The sequence below is a fragment of the Mycobacterium fragae genome (assembly GCF_002102185.1).
GTDB classification, from domain to species: Bacteria; Actinomycetota; Actinomycetes; order Mycobacteriales; family Mycobacteriaceae; genus Mycobacterium; species Mycobacterium fragae.
The window spans coordinates 272,060-295,940 of record NZ_LQOW01000003.1; the positions used below are offsets into that span (position 1 = coordinate 272,060).

General features: G+C 65.8%; 23 protein-coding genes and 1 tRNA gene. 14 read left to right on the forward strand and 10 right to left on the reverse strand.

What is annotated here, in order from left to right:
- Window positions 1-109 precede the first annotated feature (109 nt).
- On the forward strand, window positions 110-667 hold the full coding sequence (locus AWC06_RS02070; protein WP_372458181.1) for a DUF3558 domain-containing protein: 558 nt from the start codon (window positions 110-112) through the stop codon (window positions 665-667).
- The gene (locus AWC06_RS02075) at window positions 664-1,224 is read left to right on the forward strand and encodes a DUF3558 domain-containing protein (RefSeq protein ID WP_085193858.1); all 561 of its coding nucleotides are present in this window, start codon (window positions 664-666) and stop codon (window positions 1,222-1,224) included. The genes AWC06_RS02070 and AWC06_RS02075 overlap by 4 nt, the downstream gene beginning before the upstream one ends.
- Window positions 1,225-1,227: 3 nt before the next feature.
- On the opposite strand, the gene AWC06_RS02080 is transcribed toward AWC06_RS02075, so the two are convergent.
- Window positions 1,228-1,734 carry a SixA phosphatase family protein gene (locus tag AWC06_RS02080; protein WP_085193860.1) on the reverse strand — a complete coding sequence of 169 codons (507 nt, stop codon included), beginning with the start codon at window positions 1,732-1,734 and terminating at the stop codon, window positions 1,228-1,230.
- 93 nt (window positions 1,735-1,827) lie between these two features.
- On the opposite strand from AWC06_RS02080, the gene AWC06_RS02085 reads away from it, so the two are divergent.
- The 3 genes from AWC06_RS02085 to AWC06_RS02095 all read left to right on the forward strand — a co-directional run bounded on the left by AWC06_RS02085 (window position 1,828) and on the right by AWC06_RS02095 (window position 6,785).
- Complete coding sequence (locus AWC06_RS02085) at window positions 1,828-2,991, forward strand: metallophosphoesterase family protein (protein WP_085193862.1); 1,164 nt, start codon at window positions 1,828-1,830, stop codon at window positions 2,989-2,991.
- Window positions 2,988-5,600: an AAA family ATPase gene (locus AWC06_RS02090; RefSeq protein WP_085193864.1), complete on the forward strand. Its 2,613-nt coding sequence runs from the start codon at window positions 2,988-2,990 to the stop codon at window positions 5,598-5,600. The genes AWC06_RS02085 and AWC06_RS02090 overlap by 4 nt, the downstream gene beginning before the upstream one ends.
- 141 nt (window positions 5,601-5,741) lie before the next feature.
- Window positions 5,742-6,785, forward strand: a complete 1,044-nt coding sequence (locus tag AWC06_RS02095) for a MinD/ParA family ATP-binding protein (protein WP_227371133.1) — start codon at window positions 5,742-5,744, stop codon at window positions 6,783-6,785.
- Window position 6,786: 1 nt separating this feature from the next.
- Here the strand turns inward: AWC06_RS02095 and AWC06_RS02100 are convergent, their stop codons facing one another.
- From AWC06_RS02100 to AWC06_RS02115, 4 genes are read right to left on the reverse strand one after another with little or no spacing between them, the layout of a single operon-like run.
- The gene (locus tag AWC06_RS02100) at window positions 6,787-8,466 is read right to left on the reverse strand and encodes an ABC transporter family substrate-binding protein (RefSeq protein WP_085193868.1); all 1,680 of its coding nucleotides are present in this window, start codon (window positions 8,464-8,466) and stop codon (window positions 6,787-6,789) included.
- Window positions 8,459-10,303: a dipeptide ABC transporter ATP-binding protein gene (locus tag AWC06_RS02105; RefSeq protein WP_244898994.1), complete on the reverse strand. Its 1,845-nt coding sequence runs from the start codon at window positions 10,301-10,303 to the stop codon at window positions 8,459-8,461. The genes AWC06_RS02100 and AWC06_RS02105 overlap by 8 nt, the downstream gene beginning before the upstream one ends.
- Window positions 10,300-11,244, reverse strand: coding sequence for an ABC transporter permease (locus tag AWC06_RS02110; RefSeq protein WP_085193872.1), 945 nt, complete (start codon window positions 11,242-11,244; stop codon window positions 10,300-10,302). The genes AWC06_RS02105 and AWC06_RS02110 overlap by 4 nt, the downstream gene beginning before the upstream one ends.
- Window positions 11,241-12,218, reverse strand: coding sequence for an ABC transporter permease (locus tag AWC06_RS02115; protein WP_085193874.1), 978 nt, complete (start codon window positions 12,216-12,218; stop codon window positions 11,241-11,243). The genes AWC06_RS02110 and AWC06_RS02115 overlap by 4 nt, the downstream gene beginning before the upstream one ends.
- 164 nt (window positions 12,219-12,382) lie before the next feature.
- On the opposite strand from AWC06_RS02115, the gene AWC06_RS02120 reads away from it, so the two are divergent.
- Window positions 12,383-12,874: a beta-class carbonic anhydrase gene (locus tag AWC06_RS02120; RefSeq protein ID WP_085193876.1), complete on the forward strand. Its 492-nt coding sequence runs from the start codon at window positions 12,383-12,385 to the stop codon at window positions 12,872-12,874.
- A 12-nt stretch (window positions 12,875-12,886) separates the two neighbouring features.
- On the opposite strand, the gene AWC06_RS02125 is transcribed toward AWC06_RS02120, so the two are convergent.
- Window positions 12,887-13,312, reverse strand: a complete 426-nt coding sequence (locus AWC06_RS02125; protein ID WP_085193878.1) for a PaaI family thioesterase — start codon at window positions 13,310-13,312, stop codon at window positions 12,887-12,889.
- A gap of 119 nt (window positions 13,313-13,431) precedes the next feature.
- On the opposite strand from AWC06_RS02125, the gene cysD reads away from it, so the two are divergent.
- From cysD to AWC06_RS02145, 4 genes are read left to right on the forward strand one after another with little or no spacing between them, the layout of a single operon-like run.
- Entirely contained in the window at window positions 13,432-14,361 is a 930-nt protein-coding gene (gene cysD / locus AWC06_RS02130; RefSeq protein WP_085193880.1) for a sulfate adenylyltransferase subunit CysD, read from the forward strand.
- Entirely contained in the window at window positions 14,361-16,205 is a 1,845-nt protein-coding gene (cysC, locus tag AWC06_RS02135) for an adenylyl-sulfate kinase (RefSeq protein ID WP_085193881.1), read from the forward strand. Before cysD ends, cysC begins: the two co-directional genes overlap by 1 nt.
- The gene (locus tag AWC06_RS02140; RefSeq protein WP_085193883.1) at window positions 16,202-16,945 is read left to right on the forward strand and encodes a 3'(2'),5'-bisphosphate nucleotidase CysQ; all 744 of its coding nucleotides are present in this window, start codon (window positions 16,202-16,204) and stop codon (window positions 16,943-16,945) included. The genes cysC and AWC06_RS02140 overlap by 4 nt, the downstream gene beginning before the upstream one ends.
- A gap of 24 nt (window positions 16,946-16,969) precedes the next feature.
- Window positions 16,970-17,452, forward strand: coding sequence for an Rrf2 family transcriptional regulator (locus AWC06_RS02145; protein ID WP_085193885.1), 483 nt, complete (start codon window positions 16,970-16,972; stop codon window positions 17,450-17,452).
- Between the two features lie 88 nt (window positions 17,453-17,540).
- Here AWC06_RS02145 and AWC06_RS02150 read toward each other — a convergent pair whose 3' ends face one another.
- Together AWC06_RS02150 and AWC06_RS02155 are read right to left on the reverse strand one after the other, a co-directional pair.
- A complete protein-coding gene (locus AWC06_RS02150; protein ID WP_085193887.1) occupies window positions 17,541-17,930 on the reverse strand; it encodes a VOC family protein in 390 nt (129 codons plus the stop codon).
- Window positions 17,931-17,982: 52 nt separating this feature from the next.
- Entirely contained in the window at window positions 17,983-18,396 is a 414-nt protein-coding gene (locus AWC06_RS02155; RefSeq protein WP_139819860.1) for a VOC family protein, read from the reverse strand.
- Window positions 18,397-18,472: 76 nt separating this feature from the next.
- Between AWC06_RS02155 and AWC06_RS02160 the strand changes: the two genes are divergently transcribed.
- The gene (locus AWC06_RS02160) at window positions 18,473-19,351 is read left to right on the forward strand and encodes an LLM class flavin-dependent oxidoreductase (RefSeq protein WP_085193996.1); all 879 of its coding nucleotides are present in this window, start codon (window positions 18,473-18,475) and stop codon (window positions 19,349-19,351) included.
- Here the strand turns inward: AWC06_RS02160 and AWC06_RS02165 are convergent.
- Window positions 19,348-20,109 (reverse strand): class I SAM-dependent methyltransferase, encoded by a 762-nt coding sequence (locus AWC06_RS02165; protein ID WP_085193890.1) that lies wholly within the window; start codon window positions 20,107-20,109, stop codon window positions 19,348-19,350. The genes AWC06_RS02160 and AWC06_RS02165 overlap by 4 nt on opposite strands.
- 33 nt (window positions 20,110-20,142) lie before the next feature.
- On the opposite strand from AWC06_RS02165, the gene AWC06_RS02170 reads away from it, so the two are divergent.
- Window positions 20,143-20,529: a DUF2237 family protein gene (locus tag AWC06_RS02170; RefSeq protein ID WP_085193891.1), complete on the forward strand. Its 387-nt coding sequence runs from the start codon at window positions 20,143-20,145 to the stop codon at window positions 20,527-20,529.
- 93 nt (window positions 20,530-20,622) lie between these two features.
- Here AWC06_RS02170 and AWC06_RS02175 read toward each other — a convergent pair.
- Window positions 20,623-20,698 (reverse strand) — tRNA-Arg (locus AWC06_RS02175).
- Between the two features lie 113 nt (window positions 20,699-20,811).
- Between AWC06_RS02175 and argS the strand changes: the two genes are divergently transcribed.
- Both argS and lysA read left to right on the forward strand, forming a co-directional pair.
- Window positions 20,812-22,464, forward strand: a complete 1,653-nt coding sequence (argS, locus tag AWC06_RS02180; protein ID WP_085193998.1) for an arginine--tRNA ligase — start codon at window positions 20,812-20,814, stop codon at window positions 22,462-22,464.
- Between the two features lie 35 nt (window positions 22,465-22,499).
- Window positions 22,500-23,879 (forward strand): diaminopimelate decarboxylase, encoded by a 1,380-nt coding sequence (gene lysA, locus AWC06_RS02185; protein ID WP_227371136.1) that lies wholly within the window; start codon window positions 22,500-22,502, stop codon window positions 23,877-23,879.
- Window positions 23,880-23,881 lie beyond the last annotated feature (2 nt).

Sequence of the window (23,881 nt, forward strand, 5' to 3'; positions counted from 1 at the left end):
GCCGTAACTGTCGCACACCGCTGGCCGCCAAATAAGCCCTGGTCACCGTGTGTGTCGTGGTTGGCCCCCGGTGCTGCCGCTACAGTGCATCCTGTGACCAGCAGTAGGTGTGCGCAGCGTGCGGCGTAACGTGGCGGCAGCGCTGGCCCTGGCGGCGGCAATTCTGATCCCGACGGCCGCATGCTCTGACTCCGGTTCAAACAATTCCTCGCCGACGCAGTCATCCGGACCCGCCTCTGGGGAGGGACATCACGGCCCGTTCTTTCCGCAGTGCGGCGGGATCAGCGACGAGACGGTGACGAACCTGACCAAGGTGGCCGGGCTGGTCAACACCGCCAAGAATTCGGTGGGCTGTCAGTGGCTGGCGGGCGGTGGAATCGTCGGCCCGCACTTTTCCTTCTCCTGGTACCGCGGCAGTCCGATCGGGCGCGAACGCAAAACCGAGGAGCTCTCGCGTGCCAGTGTCGAAGACATCAACATCGACGGCCATGGCGGCTTCATCGCCATCGGTAGTGAGCCCACGTTGGGTGACTCCCTGTGCGAGATCGGCATTCAGTTCTCCGACGACTTCATCGAATGGTCGGTCAGCTTCAACCAGAAGCCGTTTCCCGACCCGTGCGACGTCGCCAAGGAGCTGACCCGTCAGTCGATAGCGAACTCGAAATGAGAGCCGCCGTGCGTCATCGGATCCTCGTCGGTGCGGCCGTCGTGGCGCTGACCCTGCTGACCATGTTGACCGGATGCACGAGGTCGGTGGCGGGCACCGCGGTCCGGGCAGGCGAGGGCGGGGCTCCGCGCAACAACAACTCCGAACAGCAGTATCCGAACCTGCTCAAGGAATGTGAGGTGCTGACCACCGACATCCTGGCCAAGACGGTAGGTGCCGAGCCGCAAGATATCCAGAGCACCTTCGTCGGCGCCATCTGCCGCTGGCAGGCGCTCAACCCGGGCAGCCTGATCGACATCACCCGGTTCTGGTTCGAGCAGGGCAGCCTGGCCAACGAACGCAAGGTTGCCGAGGGACTGAAATACCAGATCGAAAGCCGTTCCATCGCGGGCGTGGAGTCGATCGTGATGCGGCCGAACGACCCGAACGGCTCGTGTGGCGTGGCCAGCGATGCCGCGGGCGTGGTCGGCTGGTGGGTCAACCCGCAGGCGCCCGGGATCGACGCGTGCGCCCAGGCGATCAAGCTCATGGAGCTCACGCTGGCGACGAACTCCTAGCCGCTAGCGTGGCACGTGGAAGTCGACCAGCGCGGCGCCGCCGGGTGCCAGGTCTTCCCACCGGCCCGCAACACGCAGCACCGCGATCGCTGACGTCGGGAACTTCGACGTGATCGCCTCGACCGCGGTGGCGTCGGTGTCCTCCGTGCCGGCGAGGTCGACGGCCACGGCGGACGTCGTCGGCTCATGCCCGACGACGAGCAGGGTCGTCACGTCGTCGGCGACGCCGTTGATTTGGTCGATCACCATTTCGGGGCTAGCGCCATACAAGCGCTCGACGTACTGCACCGGCGCGTCGATATCGGTGCGCCGCAACGTTTGCCGCGCGCGCGTGGCGGTGGAGCACAGCACCGCGTCGATGGTCGGCACGTTGGCCCGCAGCCATTCGCCGGCCAGGCCGGCCTCCCGTTCGCCACGCGGCGCCAGCGGCCGATCATGGTCGGCGACTCCCTCCGGATATGCCGATTTCGCGTGACGCAGTAGCACCAGCGTGCGGTGTGCAGCACTCACTCGACCCACCGTAGGGCATGCCGATCGAGGTCCCTGAACTTGTCGGGGTCGGGTCCTACACTCGCGGTGCCTGGTCAAAGGGAAGGGGTCAGCATGCGGTTCGTGCACACCGCCGATTGGCAACTCGGCATGACCCGTCACTTCCTCGCCGGCGAAGCGCAGCCAAGGTATTCGGCCGCCCGCCGAGACGCGGTGGCCGGGCTGGGCACGTTGGCCGCCGACGTAGGGGCGGAGTTCGTTGTGGTCGCCGGTGACGTCTTCGAACACAACCAGCTTGCGCCGCAGGTGATCAGTCAGTCGCTGGAAGCCATGCGTGCCATCGGGATTCCCGTCTATCTGCTGCCCGGCAACCACGATCCGCTGGATGCGTCATCGGTCTACACCAGCGCCCTGTTCACCGCCGAATGCCCGGACAACGTGATGGTGCTCGACCGGGCCGCGGTGCACGAGGTCCGGCCGGGCCTGCAGCTCGTTGCGGCGCCATGGCGCTCCAAAGCACCGACAACCGACCTGGTGGCCGACGTGCTCGGCGATCTCGAGGACGCGCCCCCCGGGGTGACCCGGGTACTCGTCGCGCACGGCGGCGTCGACGTCCTGGATCCCGATCGCGACAAGCCCTCGGTGATCCGGCTGGGCTGCCTGGAGGACGCGCTGGCCCGCGGCGCACTGCACTACGTGGCATTGGGCGACAAGCACTCGGTCACCGAAGTCGGCGGCAGCGGGCGGGTGTGGTACTCCGGCTCGCCAGAGGTCACCAACTTCGACGACGTCGAATCGGACCCCGGCCATGTCCTGGTCGTGGAGCTCGACGAGGCGGATCCGCAGCGCCGGGTCACCGTCGACGCCCAGCGTGTCGGTCGCTGGCGATTTGTCACGCTGCAGCGCCAGGTGGACAACAGCCGCGACGTCGCCGACTTGGACCTGAACCTGGATCTGCTGACCGATAAGGACCGCACCGCCGTGCGGCTGGCGCTGATCGGCTCGCTGACGGTCACCGACCGTGCCGCGCTGGATGCCTGCCTGGACAAATACTCGCGGTTGTTCGCCTCGCTGCGATTGTGGGAGCACCGCAGCGATTTGGCGGTGATACCGGCCGACGGCGAGTTCACCGACCTCGGCATCGGCGGTTTCGCCACCGCGGCGGTCGAGGAGCTGGTCGAGACGGCCCGTAACGGAGCTGCCGAGACCGCCGATGACGCTCAGGCGGCGTTGGCGCTATTGCTGCGGCTCACCAGCCACGGCCGGGGTGCGGCATGAAGCTGCATCGGCTGGTCCTGAGGAATTACCGCGGCATCGCTCACCGCGAGCTCGACTTCCCCGATCACGGCGTGGTGGTGGTATCCGGGGCCAATGAAATCGGCAAGTCGTCGATGATCGAGGCGCTGGACCTGCTGCTGGAATCCAAAGACCGCTCGACAAAGAAGGAAGTCAAGCAGGTCAAGCCGACCCACGCAGACGTCGGATCGGAGGTCACCGCCGAAATCAGCGCCGGCCCTTATCGTTTCGTCTATCACAAGCGGTTTCACAAGAAGTGTAAGACGCAGTTGACCGTGCTGGAGCCACACCGCGAACAGCTGACCGGCGACGAGGCGCACGACCGGGTGCAGGCCATGCTGGCCGAGACCGTAGACACCGAGCTGTGGCGTGCCCAACGGGTGTTGCAGGCGGCGTCGACCGCGGCGGTCGATCTGTCTGGCTGTGACGCGCTGTCGCGCGCGCTCGACGTGGCGGCCGGCGAGACCGCCGCACTGTCGGGCAACGAGCCGTTGCTCATCGAGCGGATCGACGCCGAGTACGCCCGCTATTTCACCCCGACCGGCCGGCCCACCGGGGAGTGGGCCGCGGCGATCGCCGCGCTCCGCGACGCCGAGGCCGAGGTGCAGCGATGCGCGGCGGCCGTCGCGGAAGTCGACGAGCGCGTACAACGCCATGACAACTTGACTGCTGAGCTGGCGGAGTTGTCCAAACAACAGCAGGGCGCCGATGCTCGGCACTGCTCGGCGCAAGCCGCTGCGGCGAAGGTCGCCGAGCTCACCAACCAGGTGCGCGAAGCCGAGCTGATGGCGGCCGCCGCCAGCGCCGCCAGCGCCGCTTCGACCGCCGCGCATACCGAACGGCTCCGGCTGCGCGACGAAATCGCCGCCCGCACAGCGGCTCTCGCTGCGCTGGAAGCCGAGGCAGGCGACGCCACCGAGGCCGAGTCAACCGCGCGCGAGGTCGTCGTGGCCGCCGAAGCCGTGGTCGAGGAGGCCGAGCAGGCCCTGGCGGCAGCCCAGTTGGGAGTCGAGTCCGCACGGCGCACCGTCGAGGAGCTGCGCCGCCGAGACGAAGCAGAGCATCTAGCGGCCCGACTGACCAAGATCGACGACGCCGAACGGGAACGCGACCGGGCCCGCGAGGAGTTGTCCGCGATAGCCCTCACCGACGAGATAATGCAGCGGATCGAGCAGGCCCACGCCGCCGTCGACCGGGCCGAAGGGCAACTCGCGTTGATCTCGACGACGGTGGAGTTCACCGCGGTCGCCGACATCGACCTATGCGTCGACGACCAGCGCGTCTCGTTGCCTGCCGGTCAGACTTGGTCGATGACCGCCACTGCCGACAGCGAAATCGAGGTGCCCGGCGTCTTGAGGGCCGGGATCAGCCCGGGAATCACCGCAGTCGAAGTTCAGACCAAATACGCTGAGGCACAAGAAGAGCTGGGTGCTGCGCTGGCCGCCGGCCACGTTGCCGACGTGGCGGCGGGGCGTCAGACCGACCAGCGCCGACGCGAACTACAGCAGAGCCGCGATCGGCTGACCGCCACGTTGGCCGGGCTGTGCGGTGACGATGATGTCGAACAGCTGCGATCACGACTTGTTCAGCTGCGTTCCGAAAATACCGACCACGCCGGGCGGGATAGTGCCGCGGTGCGGCTTGAACTCGAGCAAGCCGAGGCGGCGCATCTGAAAGCCACCACAGACTGCGAAACGCACCGCCGCGTCGCGGCTGCGGCGACGCGGAAATTCGCCGAGATCGCCACGCAGGCAACGCGTTTGCATGACAAGGTGGTGACCGTACGCAGCGAGCTGGCTGTGGTCTCCGAACGGCTGGAGCAACAGCGGGCCTCGGTCGGAGACGACGATCTGGCGGCCACTGCCGACGCTGACCTGTTGAGGGCTCAGGCTGCCGAGCACCGGCTTGCCGAGTTGTCCGAACAACTGGCCGCCGCAGCGCCCGAGGCGGTGACCGCCGAATTGGCCGAGGCCGCCGAGGCGGCCGACGCTTTGCGCGCCCGCCACACCGAAGTCGAGCGCATGCTGCACGAGATCAGCGTCGAGCTAACCGTATTTGGCACCGAAGGGCGCAAGGGCAAGCTCGACGCCGCCGAGGCCGAGCGCGAACACGCGCAATGCGAGTACACACAGGTTCATCGCCGTGCCCGCGCCGTGCAGTTGCTGCGGTCGGTGATGGTGCGCCACCGCGACACGACCCGACTGCGTTACGTCGAGCCGTTCCGCGCCGAACTGCAGCGACTCGGGCGTCCGGTATTCGGCCCAAGCTTCGAAGTCGACGTCGACAGCGACCTGTGTATACGTAACCGCACTCTGGACGGGTGCACCGTGCCGTATGAATCCCTGTCGGGCGGGGCCAAGGAGCAGCTCGGCATCCTGGCCCGGCTGGCCGGGGCGGCGCTGGTCGCCAAGGAAGACACCGTGCCGGTGGTGATCGATGACGCCCTCGGCTTCACCGACCCCGAGCGGTTGGCCAAGATGGGGGAGGTGTTCGACGCCCTTGGCGCCGACGGGCAGGTCATCGTGCTGACCTGCACTCCTGCTCGATACGACGGTGTCAAGGATGCGCAGCGGATCGAATTGAGCGCATAGCGGCCCGCGGAGTCCTACACTCACTCCCCGACAGGAGTGCACATGGATGTTAGCTGCGATTGTGCCCTCGTCGAGGCCGGCTCGGCGGGATAACCCAACTGACCTTTGTCAAATCCCACGAGAGGAATGCGTGCGAGAGCCATGACCACTACGCCTGATTCCTCTCAATCTGAACCACAACAACGTCCGCGGGCCCGCACCTTCCGCGACGTGCCCGACGGGCGCGATCTGCTGATTGCTCGCCGCCGTCCAATTGCTGGGCAGGGCTGGCGCAGGTTGGTGGCGAAACTCACGGGCGGGCGGGTCAATCCGAGACCGAGCGCCAAGCAGCAGGAGGATGCTCAGCTCGTCGACACCATCCGCGGGTCAATGGGGGGCGTTCATAAGGTGGCCTTCGTCTCCTCCAAAGGTGGTGTCGGTAAGAGCACGATGACCGTGGCGGTAGGCAACACCATCGCTCGTCTGCGGGGCGACCGGGTGATCGCCGTGGATGTCGATGCCGACCTTGGTGACCTTTCCGCGCGATTCAGTGAGCGCGGCGGTCCCCAGGCGAACGTCGAGCAGCTGGCCGCATTGCAGAACATCGAGCGTTACTCGAACGTGCGTGAGCACACCGTGGTGAACGACGATCGGCTGGAACTACTTGGCGCCCAGAATGATCCGCATTCGACGTACAGGTTTGGTCCAGAGGACTATGCGGCCACGATGAAGATCCTGGAAAGGCACTGCAACGTTATCCTGCTTGACTGCGGCACCTCGATCAACGGGCCGTTGTTCAGCAAGATCGTCAACGATGTCACCGGTCTGGTTGTCGTCGCATCCCAGGACGTGCGCGGCGTCGAGGGGGCATTGGCCACGCTGGACTGGCTGCATGCGCATGGCTTTGACCCATTGTTGGAGCACACCGTGGTGGCGCTCAACGCAATTCAGAAGGGCAAGCCGTTCATCGATCGCGAGACGGTCGAGAATCAGTTCATGAAGCGCGTGCCCGAGGTCTTCACGATGCCCTATGACCCGCATCTAGCCACCGGTTTGGCCGTGGATTTCACCGCCCTCAAGCGACGAACGCGCGAGGCCGTGCTGGCATTAGCCGGAGGCGTGGCAGCGCATTACCCGCCCAGCCAAGTGCCCGACCGTCGCGGCGACGAGTGGGATAGCTGGCTGGATACCATACGCCAGGACTGAGTCAGTCCCGCGTAAACCCGATCGCCGTGTATACCGGGTCGGCCAGTCCAAACGCGCCGAAGTTGGCCAGCGTGCTGCGCACCGCGATATTCCCGGGCGACTGGAACAGCGGCAGGCTGAAGCCTTCCTGCCAAATCATGGTGTCGACCTCGTTGGCGAGCGCGCGCGCCTTGGCCTGGTCAAGCTCGGACAGCGTCGCGTTGATCTTCGCATCGATTCCGGGGTTGCCGATCTTGCCGAAATTGCTGTCACCGTGCGACGTGTAGATCTGTGGTAGCGCAGACAGCGGAAAAGCATTGCCCACCCAGCCGAATTGCGCGATGTCGAAGTCGCCGACGGATATGTATTGGCTGAAGAAGCCGGTGCCCGGCTTTACGTCGAGCACCAGCTTGACCCCGATCTGCGCCAGGTTCCGCTGGGCGACCAGAGCGACCTGCCGGGCGGTTGGCGCATCGTAAAACACGTCCCGGATGACGAGCGGTTTGCCGTTCTTTTCCCGCACCGTCCCGTTGAGTTTCCAGCCCTGCGCATCCAAGTCGCTGCGCGCCCGGTCGGGGTTGAAAGCGGCTGGTGCGCTGTTGTTTTGGTAGCCGAGCTGGCCGGCGACGTAGATGTGGTTGTTGAGCGGCACCGGGTGGCCGGTGAGGCCGTGCTGGACGACGTTCACGATGGCCTGGCGGTCGATGCCTCTGCAGATCGCCAGCCGCAGCTTCTCATCGGCCAGGATGGATCCTTGCGCGCCGTTGAACGTGAAGTGGTACCACGTCGGGGCCGGCGCACGGCGGATCGCGATCCCGGGCGTGCGCTCGGCGGTCACCATGTCGTCGAGCGTGCCGACGCCGGCAGCATCGATGGCGTTGTTCTGCAGGGCGGGGATGACGGCGCTGGCGTCGAGCACCAGAAACGTGATGGAGTCGAGCCGCGGCTTGGTACCCCACCAGCGGGGATTGCGGGTCAGCACGATGCGCTGCGCGGTCTTGTCAATCCTGGACACGATGAACGGTCCGGCCGACGGGCCGGGGGCGTTGAGCTGACCTTTGTTGAAGACGTCGGGGTTTGCGGTCATGCTGCGCGGCTGGATGCCGCTGGAGAACATCCCGCGCCACTCCGCGTAGGGCTCGGCGAAGGTGATCACCGCCTGCCGGTCGTCAGCGCCCCGGGTCACCGACTTCACCCGTTCGAACCCGGCTCGGCTGGCGATCAGGTACCGCTCGTCGCGGCCGCTGCACGCCTCGACCTCCGATTTGAGGTCTTCCCACGTGATCGGGGTCCCGTCGCTCCACACCGCGTTGGGATTGATCGTGTAAGTAACGACCTGCGGAGTGGCGCTGATCAGCTCGGCACCGGTGAAGTAGTCGGTGTTGAGTTTCAGCGACCCGTCCGCCTGGGTGAGGAATGCCCCCGGCAGCGTCGGCACGACTATCGAATTGAGGTCCGCCGTGTTGCCGTCGATGTTCAAGTTGTTGAAATTCGGCGGAAATTCGCTCAGGGCAAGGCGCAGGTTGCCGCCGTCGCGCAGGGTGGCGGGGTCTCGGGGGTTGATGTCGCTGCTGGTGCCGACCCGTGCGGCCCGCATCTCCGGGAGGTCCCGATAGCCACTCGAGCACCCGGTGACGATCAAACCGATCACCACCGCCAAGACGGCTGGCCCGCGGGTTGTCACCCGGACGAGGCTAGACATCGGCGTGCGCCCGCGGGACGGCGGCCAGCAGTCGCCGGGTGTAGTCGTGCTGCGGGTTGGCGAAAACCTGCTCACCGTCGCCCTGCTCGACGATGGTCCCCCGATACATCACCGCGACCCGGTGGGCCAGATGTTTGACCACCGAAAGATCATGCGACACAAACAGATACGACAATCCGAGTTGCTGCTGCAGGTCCAGCAGCAGGTTGATGATGCCCGCCTGGATCGACACGTCGAGCGCAGACACCGGCTCGTCGAGCGCCAGGATCTTCGGCTGCAGTGCCAGCGCTCGGGCAATTCCGATCCGCTGCTTCTGCCCACCGGAGAACTCGGCGGGATAGCGGCTGGCATCGGCTTGGTCTAGGCCGACGATCCCAAGCAGTTCGGCGACCCGTTCTTCGCGCAGGTCTCTGTCAAACCCGTTGGCGACCAACGGTTCAGCGATGACATCGAACACCGGCAGTCGGGGATCCAGCGACGCCACCGGGTCCTGGAACACCACCTGCAGCTCGGTCCGCAGCTTATGACGATCGGCTCGACGGAGGGCCGCCACGTCGGCGCCGAGGATCTCGATGGCACCCCCCTGGGGTCTGGTGAGCTCGAGAATCTGGGTCAACGTGGTCGATTTGCCTGAGCCGGATTCGCCGACGATGCCCAGAGTCCGGCCCTGCTGCAAGGTGAAGCTGACGCCGTCGACCGCACGTACCTCGCCTACCTGTCTGCGCAGGACGACGCCTTTGGTGAGTCGGTAGGTCTTGACCAGATCGGTAACCTTGAGCGCCACCGGCGGTTCGCCGCCGGTCGTGCTGTCAATCGGCTCCGGCGCCGTCGCCACGCCGAAGACGTCGGCTGCGCTCCGCCCGGCGACATCGTCGGTGCGAATGCAGGCCGCCTGGTGGCCCTCTCGTATGGTGACGAGATCCGGTTCCGCGGAACGGCACTCGTCGATCGCGAGCGGACAGCGTGGAGCGAACGTACAGGCGCCCGGAGATAGCGTCGTCATCGTTGGCGGTGCACCCGGTATCGGAATCAGCCGGGTGCCCTGTGGGGCGTCAAGTCGCGGCACCGAACCGAGCAACCCGACGGTATAGGGCATCCGACGGTCACGGTAAAGCTCGTCTACGGAGGCGATCTCGACCGGACGTCCGGCGTACATGACCAGCGCTCGATCGGCGAACTCCGCGACCACACCAAGGTCGTGGGTGATGATCAGCACGCCCGCGCCGGTGACGTCGCGCGCGGTTCGCAGTACGTCGAGGATTTGCGCCTGCACGGTGACGTCCAGCGCCGTTGTCGGTTCGTCGCAGATCAACAGGTCCGGGTCATTGGCGATCGCGATCGCGATCACCACTCGCTGGCGCTCACCGCCGGACAGCTCGTGCGGGAAGGCCCTCGCCCGGCGTTGCGGTTGCGCGATCCCGACCAGTTCGAGCAGTTCGACGGCTCGCTTGCCGGCGTCGGCGCGGCTGATCGTGTGGTTGTGGACTTCGATGGCTTCGGCTATCTGGTCGCCGATGGTGTAGACGGGCGTCAGCGCCGACATCGGATCTTGAAACACAGTGCCGATCGCCTTGCCGCGGATCTGTGACATCGCACGGTCGGACAGGCCGAGCAACTCCTTCCCGGCCAACCGCACCGACCCCGACACGGCCGCGTATTCGGGCAGTAACCCGACGACGGCCATCGCGGCTGTGGTTTTGCCACAACCGGATTCGCCGACGATGGCGACCACTTCACCCGAATCGATGTGATAACTCGTGCCACGCACGGCGGGCAAGCTCAGGTCCGCCGTTTCAAACGTGACGTTCAGATTGGTCACTTCGAGCAGGGTTGTCACTTCGAGCGCCGTTTTCTGCGACGGGTTGATCCGCTGCTCGGGTCCACGGCGTCCCGCAGACCGTCGCCGGCGAGGTTGGCGCAGAACACGATCAGCACGAGTGCGCCGGCCGGGAACAGGAAGACCCATGGGAACGTGGTCGTCGAAGGTGTGCCTTCGGCGATCAGCGTGCCGAGCGACACGTCGGGTGGTTGGATACCGAAACCCAGGAAGCTCAAACCGGTTTCGGACAGGATCGCGGTTGCTACGTTGAGTGTCGCGTCGATGATGAGGATCGATGCGACGTTCGGCACGATGTGATGGACAATAATGCGGCGGCTTGGCACTCCCATATACTTTGCTGCCCGGACGAATTCGCGTTCTCGCAAGCTCATCGTCAACCCGCGCACCATGCGCGAGCTCACCATCCAGTTGAACACTGCCAGCAGCAGGATGAGCCACACAATGGTATTCGACTGTTTGGCGCGCGTGGTGACGATCAGGATCAGGTAGAAGGCGGGGATCACCATCAACAGGTCCACCAGCCACATCAGGACCCCGTCGCGCCAGCCGCCGAAGTACCCGGCCACCGATCCGACAGTGGCCGCGATACTGGTCGAAATCACTGCGACACAAAACCCGATCAACATCGACTTCTGCATGCCGCGCAGAGTCCGGGCCAACAGGTCCTGGCCGAGCTGGTTGGTACCGAACCAATGCCGCAGCGAGGGCGGCTGCAGCAGCGCGTTGTAGTCGAGATCGTTGTAGCCGTAGGGGAGTAGAGGCGGCAACGCGTAGCAGCCGATGAACAGCAGCGCCAAGAGAATCAAGGCCACTACCGCAGGCTTGTTGCGGAGAAACCTGCGCGCCAACAGGTTCCGCCGCGACGTGAAGGTGCCCGGGTGGATCCCGGATCGGACCGGCGTGGTTTCGGTGACTTCGGAGGTGGCCTGCTGGGTCATGACACCCGCACCCTGGGGTCCAGCGCGGCGTAGAGGATGTCGGACAGCAGTCCGGCGAGCAGAACCGCAGCTCCGGCAAACGTCGTGATGGCCGCGACGATGTTGGTGTCCTGCGTCGAGACACCTACCACCGCCCACTCGCCCATACCGTGCCAGCCAAAGATCTTCTCGACGAAAATCGCTCCGACGACAAGGCCGACAACCCCGTACGCGAACAACGTGGCCATCGGGATCAGCGCGGTGCGCAGGCCGTGTTTGAACAACGCACGTCGGCGCGTGAGCCCCTTGGCCCGAGCGGTTCGGATGAAATCCTCGTTCAGCACGTCGAGCATCGCGTTGCGCTGATAGCGACTGAAGCCCGCCATCGCCCCGAGGGCCAGCGTGAGAGTCGGCAACACCATGTGCTGCACCCGGTCGACGAGCTGGTCCCACAATCCGCCGGGCGGAACCGGCGAGGTCTCACCGGTGTACAGGAAGATGCGCGCCCCGGTGAAATCATTCACGCGCAACCCCGCCAGAATGAGCAGGCCCGCGAGTACGAACGACGGGATGCTCAAAATGATCAACGACAACACGGTGATCACCCGATCACTCAGCCGGTACTGACGGACTGCTCCCCACGCCCCGATGATCACGCCGGCCACCGTGCCCAGCACCAAACCGGTCGCTACCAGCCGCACGCTGACCCGGACACGGCGCCAGAGCTCTTCGGAGACGGGGTGACCGCTCACCGTGGCGCCGAAGTCACCGCGGACCGTGCCGGAAAGCCATTTTGCGTAGCGGATGGGAATGGGCCTGTCGAGGCCGAGCTGGGCGGCCTTTGCGTCGATGGCCGCCTGCGGCGGCCTGGGGTGGCGCTGTTCGAAGCTATCCAGCGGATGAAAGACCACCGATGTCAGGCAGAACGCCAGGAATGTCGCCACCAGCAACAGCACGAGGTACTTGAGCAATCGACGCACCAGGAAGCGGATCATGCCCGCTGGCCTCGTCGGTAACGCATGGCGACAGCGTAAGAGATGTGCTTGCCAATGCAGGCGAACGGATGTGATCCGCCTGATTTGTACCGGTGAATAGTAACGGCCGAATTGTTAAAATCAGCCACCCGAGCGGTCGATCCAGCAAACGTTAGGAGAATGGCGTGACGGTTACCGATGACTACCTGGCCCACAACGCCGAATATGCGAGCAACTTCAACGGACCGCTGCCGATGCCGCCGAGCAAACACGTCGCGATCGTGGCGTGTATGGACGCCCGGCTGGACGTCTACCGCATGCTCGGTATCAACGAGGGCGAGGCGCATGTCATCCGGAACGCGGGCGGCGTCGTCACCGACGACGCGATCCGCTCACTGGCCATCAGCCAGCGACTGCTGGGAACCCGCGAAATCATCCTGATCCACCACACCGACTGCGGCATGCTGACTTTCACCGACGACGAATTCAAGCGCGCCATCCAGGAGGAGACCGGAATCAGGCCGGCCTGGGCGGCCGAAGCATTCCCGGATGCCGCCGAGGACGTTCGGCAGTCGTTGCGCCGCATCGAACAAAATCCGTTCGTCACCAAACACACGTCGCTGCGTGGTTTCGTCTTCGACGTCGCGACCGGCAAACTCAACGAAGTCACCGCCTAGCCGCGAGCGCCGTCAGCCGATCTTGTAGGTGGCGATCGCCTTGGCGATCAAAACGCCGCGCGGATCGACGATTTCGGCTTCGCAGTTGACCAGCGACCGCCCGCGCCGCAACACCCGGCCGACCCCGATCACGTCCGTGGACCGGGCAGGCGCCAGGTAATCGAGCGCCATCGACACCGTCACCCCCCTTAGGTCGGGCGGCGCATCCGCGCCGCACCAGGCCGCCGCCATCACCGTCAGATCCGCGAGCGTGGCAATGGCACCGCCGTGGACCATGTCGCCGATGGTGACGTTGGACGGATCCCAGGGCAGCCGCAGCCGGACCTCGTCGTCATCCAGCACGTCGGCCACGATTCCCAGCTTCTTCACAAACGGGGACTGGGGCAGGAACTGTGCGATGACATCACGGCCGCGGGCGGCTTCGGTCGACGAAGACATGGGCCAACCCTATGTGCCGTGGTTATTGACAGCGTCAGCCGAGGCTGGTTTCATACGTGGTAATGCTTACAAATATGGTCAATCCTACCAATTTTACCCAGAATTAGGACAGGCGGACTATGACCAGCCAAGTAACGGCAGGCCCGGCGGCCGGCCAGTATGAGCTCAGCCACCTGCGCTCGCTGGAGGCCGAAGCCATTCACATCATCCGCGAGGTGGCCGCCGAGTTCGAGCGACCGGTGCTGTTGTTCTCCGGCGGCAAGGACTCGATCGTGATGCTGCACCTGGCGCTCAAGGCGTTCCGCCCCGGGCGACTGCCGTTCCCGGTGATGCACGTCGACACCGGACACAACTTCGACGAGGTGCTGGAGACCCGCGACCAGTTGGTGGCGGAGACCGGGGTGCGGTTGATCGTGGCCAAGGTGCAGGACGACATCGACGCCGGCCGCGTCGTCGAGACCATCCCGTCGCGCAACCCGATCCAGACGGTGACGCTGCTGCGCGCCATCCGCGAGAACAAATTCGACGCCGCCTTCGGTGGTGCCCGGCGCGACGAAGAGAAGGCGCGCGCCAAGGAGCGGGTGTTCAGCTTCCGCGACGAGTTCGGGCAGTGGGACCCGAAAGCCCAGCGGCCGGAGGTGTGGAACCTCTACAACGGGCGCCACCACAAGGGCGAGCACATTCGGGTCTTCCCGCTGTCCAACTGGACCGAATTCGACGTGTGGTCCTACATCGGCGCCGAGAAGATCACGTTGCCCTCCATCTACTACGCCCACCGGCGGAAGGTGTTCGAGCGTGACGGGATGCTGCTGGCCGTGCACCGGCACATGCAACCCCGCCCCGACGAGAAGGTGTTCGAGGCCACGGTGCGATTCCGCACCGTCGGCGACGTGACCTGCACCGGCTGCGTCGAGTCGACGGCGGCCACCGCGGCCGAGGTGATCGCCGAGACCGCCGTGTCGCGGCTGACCGAGCGCGGAGCCACTCGAGCCGACGACCGGATCTCCGAGGCCGGCATGGAAGACCGCAAACGGCAGGGGTACTTCTGATGACTACATTGCTTCGCTTGGCCACGGCCGGTTCCGTCGATGACGGCAAGTCCACGCTGATCGGTCGGCTGCTCTATGACTCCAAGGCAGTGATGGAAGACCAGTGGGCGTCAGTGGAGCGCACCTCCAAGGAACGCGGCCACGACTACACCGACCTGGCCCTGGTCACCGATGGGCTGCGCGCCGAACGCGAACAGGGCATCACGATCGACGTGGCCTACCGCTATTTCGCCACTCCCAAGCGGAAATTCATCATCGCCGACACCCCGGGCCACATCCAGTACACCCGCAACATGGTGACCGGGGCGTCCACGGCACAACTGGTGATCGTGCTGGTCGATGCTCGCCACGGCCTGCTGGAGCAATCCCGTCGACACGCCTTCCTGGCGTCGCTGTTGGGCATCCAGCACATTGTGCTGGCGGTCAACAAAATGGACCTGATCGACTGGAACCAAGAGAAATTCGAGTCGATCCGGGACGAATTTCACGCCTTCGCCGCACGCCTGGACGTGCAGGACGTGGTGGCGATCCCGATCTCGGCGCTGCACGGCGACAACGTGGTGACCAAGTCGGACGTGACGCCGTGGTACGAGGGGCCGGCGCTGCTGTCCCACCTCGAAGAGGTCTACATCGGCGGCGACCGCAACATGGTGGACGTCCGGTTCCCGGTGCAATACGTCATCCGGCCGCAGACCCGCGAGCACCAAGACCACCGCAGCTATGCGGGCACCGTGGCCAGCGGCGTGATGCGCCCCGGCGACGAGGTGGTCGTCCTGCCGACCGGCAAGTCCACTCGGATCACGGCGATCGAGGGGGCGACCGGACCGGTGGAGGAAGCGTTTTCACCGATGGCCGTCTCGATAAGCCTGGCCGACGACATCGACATATCCCGTGGCGACATGATCGCCCGGCCGACGAATCAGCCGAGGGTGACGCAGGACTTCGACGCTACGGTGTGCTGGATGGCCGACGACCTGGCGCTGGAGGCCGGCCGCGAGTACCTGATCAAGCACACCACCCGAACCACGCGGGTCAAGGTCGCGGCGCTGGACTACCGCCTCGACGTCAACACCCTGCATCGCGACAAGAGCGCGACCGCGTTGCAGCTCAACGAACTCGGCCGGATCTCGCTGCGCACCCAGGTGCCGCTGCTGCTCGACGAGTACACCCGCAACGCCAGCACCGGCTCGTTCATCCTGATAGATCCCAACACCAACGGGACTGTGGCTGCGGGGATGGTGTTGCGCGACACCAAGGCCCGCGCATCGAGTCCAAACACCGTGCGGCACGACTCGCTGGTGACCGCGGCGGACCGGCTGTCACGGGGACGTACGGTGTGGTTCACCGGGCTGTCGGGTTCAGGCAAGTCGTCGGTGGCGATGCTTGTTGAGCGTAAGCTTCTCGAAAAGGGTATTCCGGCTTATGTTCTCGACGGCGACAATCTGCGCCACGGTTTGAACGCCGACCTCGGCTTCAGCATGGCCGATCGCGCCGAGAACCTGCGCCGGCTGGCGTATGTGGCGATGCTGCTCGCCGATTCCGGGCACACCGTCCTGGTGCCGGCGATCAGCCCGCTTGTCGAGCATCGTGAGCTGGCCCGCCGGGTGCATGCCGAGGCGGGGATCGACTTCACCGAGGTATTCTGCGACACCCCGCTTGAGGACTGCGAAAAGCGTGATCCCAAGGGTCTTTACGCCAAGGCCCGTGCGGGTGAGATCACGCATTTCACCGGCATCGACAGCCCCTACCAGCGGCCGAAGAACCCCGATCTGCGGCTCACTCCGGACCGCAGCTGCGAAGAACTCGCACAGCTCGTCATCGACCTGATCGAGTCGCGAGCGTGAGCGACCACGAGCTTGCCGCCAGGCTGGCGACCCAGGCCGGGGAGCTGCTGCTCGGTGTTCGCGACGAGCTCGCCGAGGCTACCGAAGCGGAGCGAAAGGCCGCGGGGGACAAGCAGTCTCACGAATTTTTACTGGAGGCACTGGGACGCGAGCGGCCGGATGATGTGGTGCTCTCCGAGGAGGGCGTCGACAACCCGGCGCGGTTGCGCTCCGAGCGGGTGTGGATCGTCGACCCGCTGGACGGCACCCGGGAGTTCTCCGAACTCGGTCGGCAGGACTGGGCCGTCCACGTGGCGCTGTGGCAGACCGGTGAAGTCGTCGCGGCCGCCGTTGCCCTTCCGGCGCATGGCATCACGCTGGCCACGCCGCATGTCGCACCGCCCCCGCCCCATTGGGGCCCGCCGCGCATCGTCGTGTCGCGCACAAGGCCGCCGGCGCTCGCGCTGCGAGTTCGCGATCACCTGGACGGCGACTTGGTGACGATGGGATCGGCGGGGGCCAAGGTCGCCGCCGTCGTACAGGGACTGGCCGACGTGTATGTGCATGCCGGCGGCCAATACGAATGGGATTCCGCGGCGCCGGTGGCGGTGGCCCGGGCAGCCGGCTTGCACGCCTCACGCATCGACGGCTCGCGGCTCGAATACAACCGGGCCGATCCGCTGCTGCCGGATCTCGTGGTGTGCCGCCCCGAATACGCCGACGCGGTGCTGGCGGCGGTCAGTGACAGCGGGGGGCCTTAACCCGGCGGTGGGAGAATCCAGACCATGCGAATGTCGGCCAAGGCGGAGTACGCCGTGCGAGCGATGATCCAGCTGGCCACGGTCGACAGTGGCGCATTGGTCAAGACCGACGATCTGGCGCAAGCGCAGGGCATACCCGCGCAGTTCCTCGTCGACATCCTCTCTGACCTGCGCACCGATCGCCTCGTGCGCAGCCACCGCGGACGCGACGGCGGTTACGAGCTGGCCCGCCCGGCCTCGGAAATCAGCATCGCCGACGTGTTGCGCTGCATCGACGGCCCGCTGGCCAGCGTGCGGGACATCGGGCTGGGCGACTTGCCCTATTCCGGGCCGACCGCCGCGCTGACCGACGTCTGGAGGGCGCTACGCGCCAGCATGCGATCGGTTCTCGAGGAGACCACCGTCGCCGACGTGGCTGCCGGCACGCTGCCGAAACACGTCGGTCGGCTCGCCGATGACTATCGTGCCCAGGAACGCAAACGTCACGGCCCGCGCAGCGCGGGCTAACGCGGTCAAGGCGTCGAGGCTGTCTTCCGTGCGTTGACACCGCGGTGAGGGCGCCGACACGCCGAGCGACCGCGCCGCCAGCGCAGTCTCAACTACCCGAGCCGTACGGCCGGGTGAGAATTTCGAGGAAATGGCCCGCGGGGTCGCGGAAGTAGACGCCGCGGCCGCCGTCCCTGGTGTTGATCTCGCCGGGTCGTTGGCCTCCCGGATCCGCCCAATGCTGCATTCCGCGCGACCGGATCTTGCCGTAAATCGCGTCGAAGTCCTCCTCGGAAACCAGGAATGCGTAGTGCTGCGGGCGGATTTCCTCGCCGTCTGGCGCGTCGGCGTAGTCGAGGTCGGCGCCGTGCTCGAGTTTGACGCTCATAAAGGGGCCGAACGGCACCGGGTCCGGTAACCCGAACAGCTCGGTGAGAAACTCCGCGGACTCGCGCTTGTCGCGCGCGGCGACAATGGTGTGGTTGAAGGCGATAGACATTGTGCTTGCCAGTCAACCACTACGCGCCGGCGCCGGCCACCGTGCCGGAGCGCTACTTCGGCGCGGTCAGCTCCAGGGCGATGTTGTCCGGATCGCGGAATTCCAGGATGTACGACGGTCCGATGTCCTTGACGGGCTCGTGAGCGATGCCGAGCTCATCGAGATGCTGAGCCGCCGCGTCCAATTCGGCCCTACTTGCCGTCCTGAACGCGATGTGGTCCAGGCCGGCGCGGTCTTCGTCGAAGCGGTCGGTGGCAACCGGGCGCAGCCCGATCAGCGCGCCGCCGAGGTCATAGATGACACCACCGAATAGGAACCCGAGCTGGTCGCGGGTCGCTTGGTCGGCATTGTCGGGGACCTCAAGCAACACGGGCCAGCCGAACACGCTCTCGTAGAACCGTCGGGAGCGTTCGATATCACTGACGGTGAGCCGCACATGCGCGATGGAATTGGCAGTGATGCCCACCCGAGACATGCTGCCATGTGGACGACGCACCGCATCGACTGGCTCGCATGCCAGAATCGCCGTCGTGCAGATAGCGATGACCATGCCGGTGATGGAGCCGGGCTTGGATGCGGCCGTGCTGCGGGACTGGGCCCGCGCAATCGACGACGGCCCGTTTGCGTCATTGTGTTGGGGCGAGCGTGTCACGTTCGACAACCCGGAAACGTTGACACTGCTGGGCGCGCTGGCCGTATGGACTGACCGGGTGCGGCTGATGACGACGGTGATCGTGCCCCAGCTGCACGACCCGGTGATGCTGGCCAAGGCGCTGGCGACGGGGGACATGCTCAGCGGCGGCCGGCTCACCGTGGGCGTCGGCGTGGGTGGTCGGACCGAGGACTATCGGGCGGTCGGTGCGGACCCGACGACGCAGACGATGCGCGGCATGGCCGAGCGGGTGGCGATCATGAAACAAGTGTGGGCGGGCGAGAAGGTCACCGATTCCGTGCTGCCCGTCGGGCCGGCCCCGATCCAGGCGGGCGGACCGCCCCTGTTGGTCGGGAGCATCGGGCCCAGGACCGTCCGCAGCGCCGCGGCCTGGGCCGACGGTTTGGCCGGTACCACATTGGATCTCGATGTCGCCAAGCAGAACGAGCTGTTCGATGTGGCACGTGCGGCTTGGGCCGAGGCCGGCAAACCCAAACCGCATCTGGGCACCTCGTTCTGGTTCGCGCTCGGTACTACCGAGGACGCCCGACGGCAGGTGCACCGACATCTGCGGCACTACATGAACTGGATACCGGCGGAGTACATCGACGCGATGGCGCCTGCCACCGGATTTGCCGGCACCGAGGACGAACTGGTGGCGGTGCTCCGGAAGTTCGAAGCGGTCGGTACCGACGAAATCCAGCTCATCCCAACGAGTTCCGATTTGAACCAGGTTCGCCGAGCCGCCGATGTTGTCGCCGAACTTTAGGCGGGCTTGCGGGCCTCGATCAGCACTCGTGAACTGTGGGTGACAAACGGTCCCCCGGCTTCGATCTGCTGGTGCAAGCTGAACAGCCTCTCGCGATGATCGGCGACGGTGAAGCCCGGAATCGCCCAAATCACTTTGCGCAGAAAGTAGATCACGCCGCCGACATCGAAGAACTCGATCCTCAGCCGCTCGTGGCGCAGGTCGACGAGGTCCAGTCCGGCCTCCGAGATTTGGGCGCCGACGACATCCGGGCTTAACTGCCCGTGCGCCATCACCTCTGGACGCGGGCCCAGGAAGTACTCGACCAGCTCCCGAACGGACGCGGCGCCGACGTGCTGGGCGAAATACGTGCCGCCCGGTTTGAGCACACGGGCAATCTCGTCCCACCACAGATCCGCCGGATGCCGACTGGACACGAGATCAAATGCCGCATCGGCGAACGGCAGTGGCCGCTCCGTGCAGGCGACGACCACCACAGCCAGCGGATGCAGTCGCTGGGTGGCCAAGGCAAGGTTCGGCGGCCACGGCTCGGTGGCGGCCATCGTCGGCGGAAAGGGGCCAGCCCCCGGCAGCACCTCACCTCCGCCGGTCTGAAGGTCCAGTGCCGACGTCACTTCCGCCAAGCGACCACGCAGCAGGCGCTGGTATCCCCACGACGGGCGTTCTTCGGTGGCCCTGCCATCCAGCCATGAGAAGTCCCACCCGACCACTGACACTGCATCGGCCTCCGCGACCAGCTCGTCGAACGTCCGCGTCATCCCCCCATCATTGCGGACGTGCACACTGGGCTCATGTCCGAGCGCAATGTGCTGGGCGGCCCGCTGGAACCGTGCGGCAGCGACCCGCTCACCGGTTTCTATCGCAACGGCTGCTGTTCAACCGGGCCTGAGGACCTCGGCTTGCACACGATTTGCGCCGTGGTGACCGTCGAGTTCCTGGAGCACCAGCGCTCGATCGGAAACAACCTCACGACACCATTTCCGCAGTATCGATTTCCCGGCCTGGTACCGGGGGATCGGTGGTGCGTCACCGCCACGAACTGGCTGCTGGCTCACCGCGACGGCTGCGCCGCCCCGGTGGTGCTGGCGTCGACGCACGAGCGCACCCTCGAGGTAGTTCCGCTCGAGGCGCTGCAGGAGCACGCCGTCGACGTGCCCGACGACCTGGGCAGCCTGTGAGCTCTACAGGCTGCCGCAGTGTGCCGGGCGGCTGAATATGGTGGCCCAGGGCGGGCAGCCGGACCGAAAAACAGCTTTGACCTGCGAGGACTCTGGTGCCCCCGGCAGGATTCGAACCTGCGGCCTTCTGCTCCGGAGGCAGACGCTCTATCCCCTGAGCTACGGGGGCGCATACACGAGATGATGCGCCAACGGGCCACGCCAGACTAACGCATGACAACAGCTGGCTGAGCATCGGAATGGATTCGGGGACTGACCACTACAGCCCATAGGATGGCCTGCGTGACCCCCGCCGACCTGGCCGAGCTGCTCAGCAGCACCGCGACCGCGGTGCTGAACGAGCATGGGCTGGACACCGCCGCGCTGCCGTCGGCGGTCACCGTCGAGCGGCCCCGCAACCCGGAGCACGGTGACTACGCCAGCAACCTGGCGCTGCAAGTCGGCAAGAAGGTCGGCGTCAACCCGCGCGAGCTGGCCGGATGGCTCGCCACGGCGCTGGCCCAGGCCGACGGCGTCGCCTCGGCGGAGGTGGCCGGCCCCGGCTTTATCAACCTGCGCCTGGAGGCGTCCGCGCAGGGCGTCATCGTCAACAACGTCATCGACGCGGGCGCGAAATACGGCAACTCCGACGCCCAGGCCGGGCACAAGATCAACCTCGAGTTCGTCTCCGCCAACCCGACCGGACCGATCCACATCGGCGGCACCCGCTGGGCCGCGGTCGGCGATGCCCTGGGCCGGTTGCTCACCACGCAGGGCGCCGACGTGGTACGCGAGTACTACTTCAACGACCACGGCGCCCAGATCGACCGGTTCACCAACTCGCTGATCGCCGCGGCCAAGGGCGAACCGACGCCCCAGGACGGTTATGCCGGCGCCTACATCGGCGAGATCGCCGCGCAGGTGCTGCAGAAGGCGCCCGACGCGCTGGCCCAGCCCGATGACGAACAGCACGAGACGTTCCGGTCAATCGGTGTCGATTTGATGTTCACGCACATCAAGGCATCGCTGCACGACTTCGGCACCGACTTCGACGTCTACACCCACGAAGAGTCCATGCACAGCAGCGGCCATGTCAACGAGGTCATCGAACGGCTGCGCGCGCAAGGAAACATCTACGAAAAAGACGGCGCAACATGGTTGCGCAGCAGCGCTTTTGGCGACGACAAGGACCGCGTCGTTATCAAAAGCGACGGCCAGCCAACATATTTCGCGGGTGATCTCGCCTACTACCTAGACAAGCGGCAACGCGGCTTCGACCTGTGTATCTACATGCTCGGCGCCGACCATCACGGCTATATCGCGCGACTCAAGGCCGCGGCCGCGGCCTTCGGCGACGAGCCGGCCACCGTCGAGGTGCTGATCGGCCAAATGGTCAACCTGGTACGCGACGGCCAGCCGGTCCGGATGAGCAAGCGCGCCGGCACGGTGATCACCCTCGACGACCTGGTGGAAGCGATCGGCGTCGATGCCGCGCGCTACAGCCTGATCCGCTCCTCGGTGGACACCCCGATTGACATCGACCTGGCGCTGTGGTCGTCGGCCTCTAATGAAAACCCGGTCTACTACGTGCAATACGCGCATGCCCGGCTATCGGCGCTGGCCCGCAACGCCGCAGAGCTCGGCCTGATCCCGGACACCGGTCACCTCGAGCTGCTCACCCATGACAAGGAGGGCACGCTGGTCCGCAATCTCGGCGAGTTCCCGCGAGTGTTGAAAACTGCGGCAGCACTGCGGGAACCGCACCGGGTGTGCCGCTACCTGGAAGACCTGGCCGGTGACTACCACCGGTTCTACGACTCGTGCCGGGTGCTGCCGCAGGGCGACGAAGAGCCCAACGAGCTGCACACCGCGCGTCTGGCACTGTGCCAGGCGACGCGCCAGGTCATCGCCAACGGACTGGCAATCCTCGGCGTCAGCGCGCCGGAGCGAATGTGAACGCGCATCCGGCCGGGCCACTGCACGCGGAAGGGATCCACCACGCGGGTGTTCCGCCGCAGCCGCAGACATCGCAGGAACTCCTGCGGCTCGCCCCGAATGTCTGGCCCCGCAACGCCGTACGCGGTGGCGATGGAATCGTCGGCATTGCCGGCGTTTCCCTGAGCTCGCTGGCTCAGGAGTACGGCACACCGCTTTTCGTCATCGACGAAGACGACTTCCGGGCGCGGTGCCGGGAGATGGCGGCGGCCTTCGGAGGCGGCGAGAACGTGCACTATGCCGCCAAAGCCTTCCTGTGTACCGAAATAGCGAAGTGGATCGACGATGAGGGCCTCTCGCTCGACGTGTGCACCGGCGGTGAGCTGGCGGTTGCGCTGCATGCGGACTTTCCACCCGAGCGAATCGCACTGCACGGCAACAACAAATCGGTCGCCGAACTGACCGCGGCCGTCAAGGCCGGAGTGGGCCATGTTGTGGTGGACTCCATGATCGAAATCGAACGCCTCGATGCCATCGCGGGCGAGGCGGGTGTCGTCCAGGATGTGCTCGTCCGGGTCACCGTCGGGGTCGAGGCCCACACGCACGAATTCATCTCCACCGCACACGAAGACCAGAAGTTCGGGCTATCGCTGGCGAACGGTGCGGCAATGGCCGGGGTGCGGCGGGTCTTCGCCACCGATCACCTGCGCCTGGTGGGCCTGCACAGTCATATCGGGTCGCAGATCTTCGACGTCGGCGGCTTCGAACTCGCCGCGCACCGCGTCATCGGCCTGTTGAGCGATATCGTCGCCGAGTTCGGAGTCGAAAAAACGGCTCAGATCTCCACCATCGATCTGGGTGGTGGCCTGGGTATCTCGTATCTGCCGGATGACGATCCACCGCCGGTGCGCGAGCTGGCCGACAAGCTGGGGGCCATTGTGCGCAACGAATCCGCGGCGGTGGGTTTGCCGGCTCCCAGGCTCGTCGTGGAGCCGGGCCGCGCCATCGCCGGGCCGGGGACCGTCACCCTCTACGAGGTCGGAACCGTCAAAGATGTCGGCGTGAGCCCGTCGGCACACCGTTGCTACGTCAGCGTGGACGGCGGCATGAGCGACAACATCCGCACTTCGCTCTACGGCGCTGAATACGATGTTCGACTGGTCTCAAGGGCCAGCGATGCCGCCCCAACGCTGGCCCGGGTCGTCGGAAAGCACTGCGAGACTGGCGACGTCGTGGTTCGAGAGACCTGGCTGCCGGCCGACATCGCCCCGGGTGACCTGGTCGCTGTCGCCGCCACCGGTGCCTACTGCTATTCCCTGTCCAGCCGCTATAACCTGATCGGCCGCCCGCCGGTGGTAGCGGTGCGCGGCGGCCAGGCCCGTCTGATCCTGCGCAGAGAAACGGTCGACGATCTGCTGAGTCTGGAAATGAGGTGAGG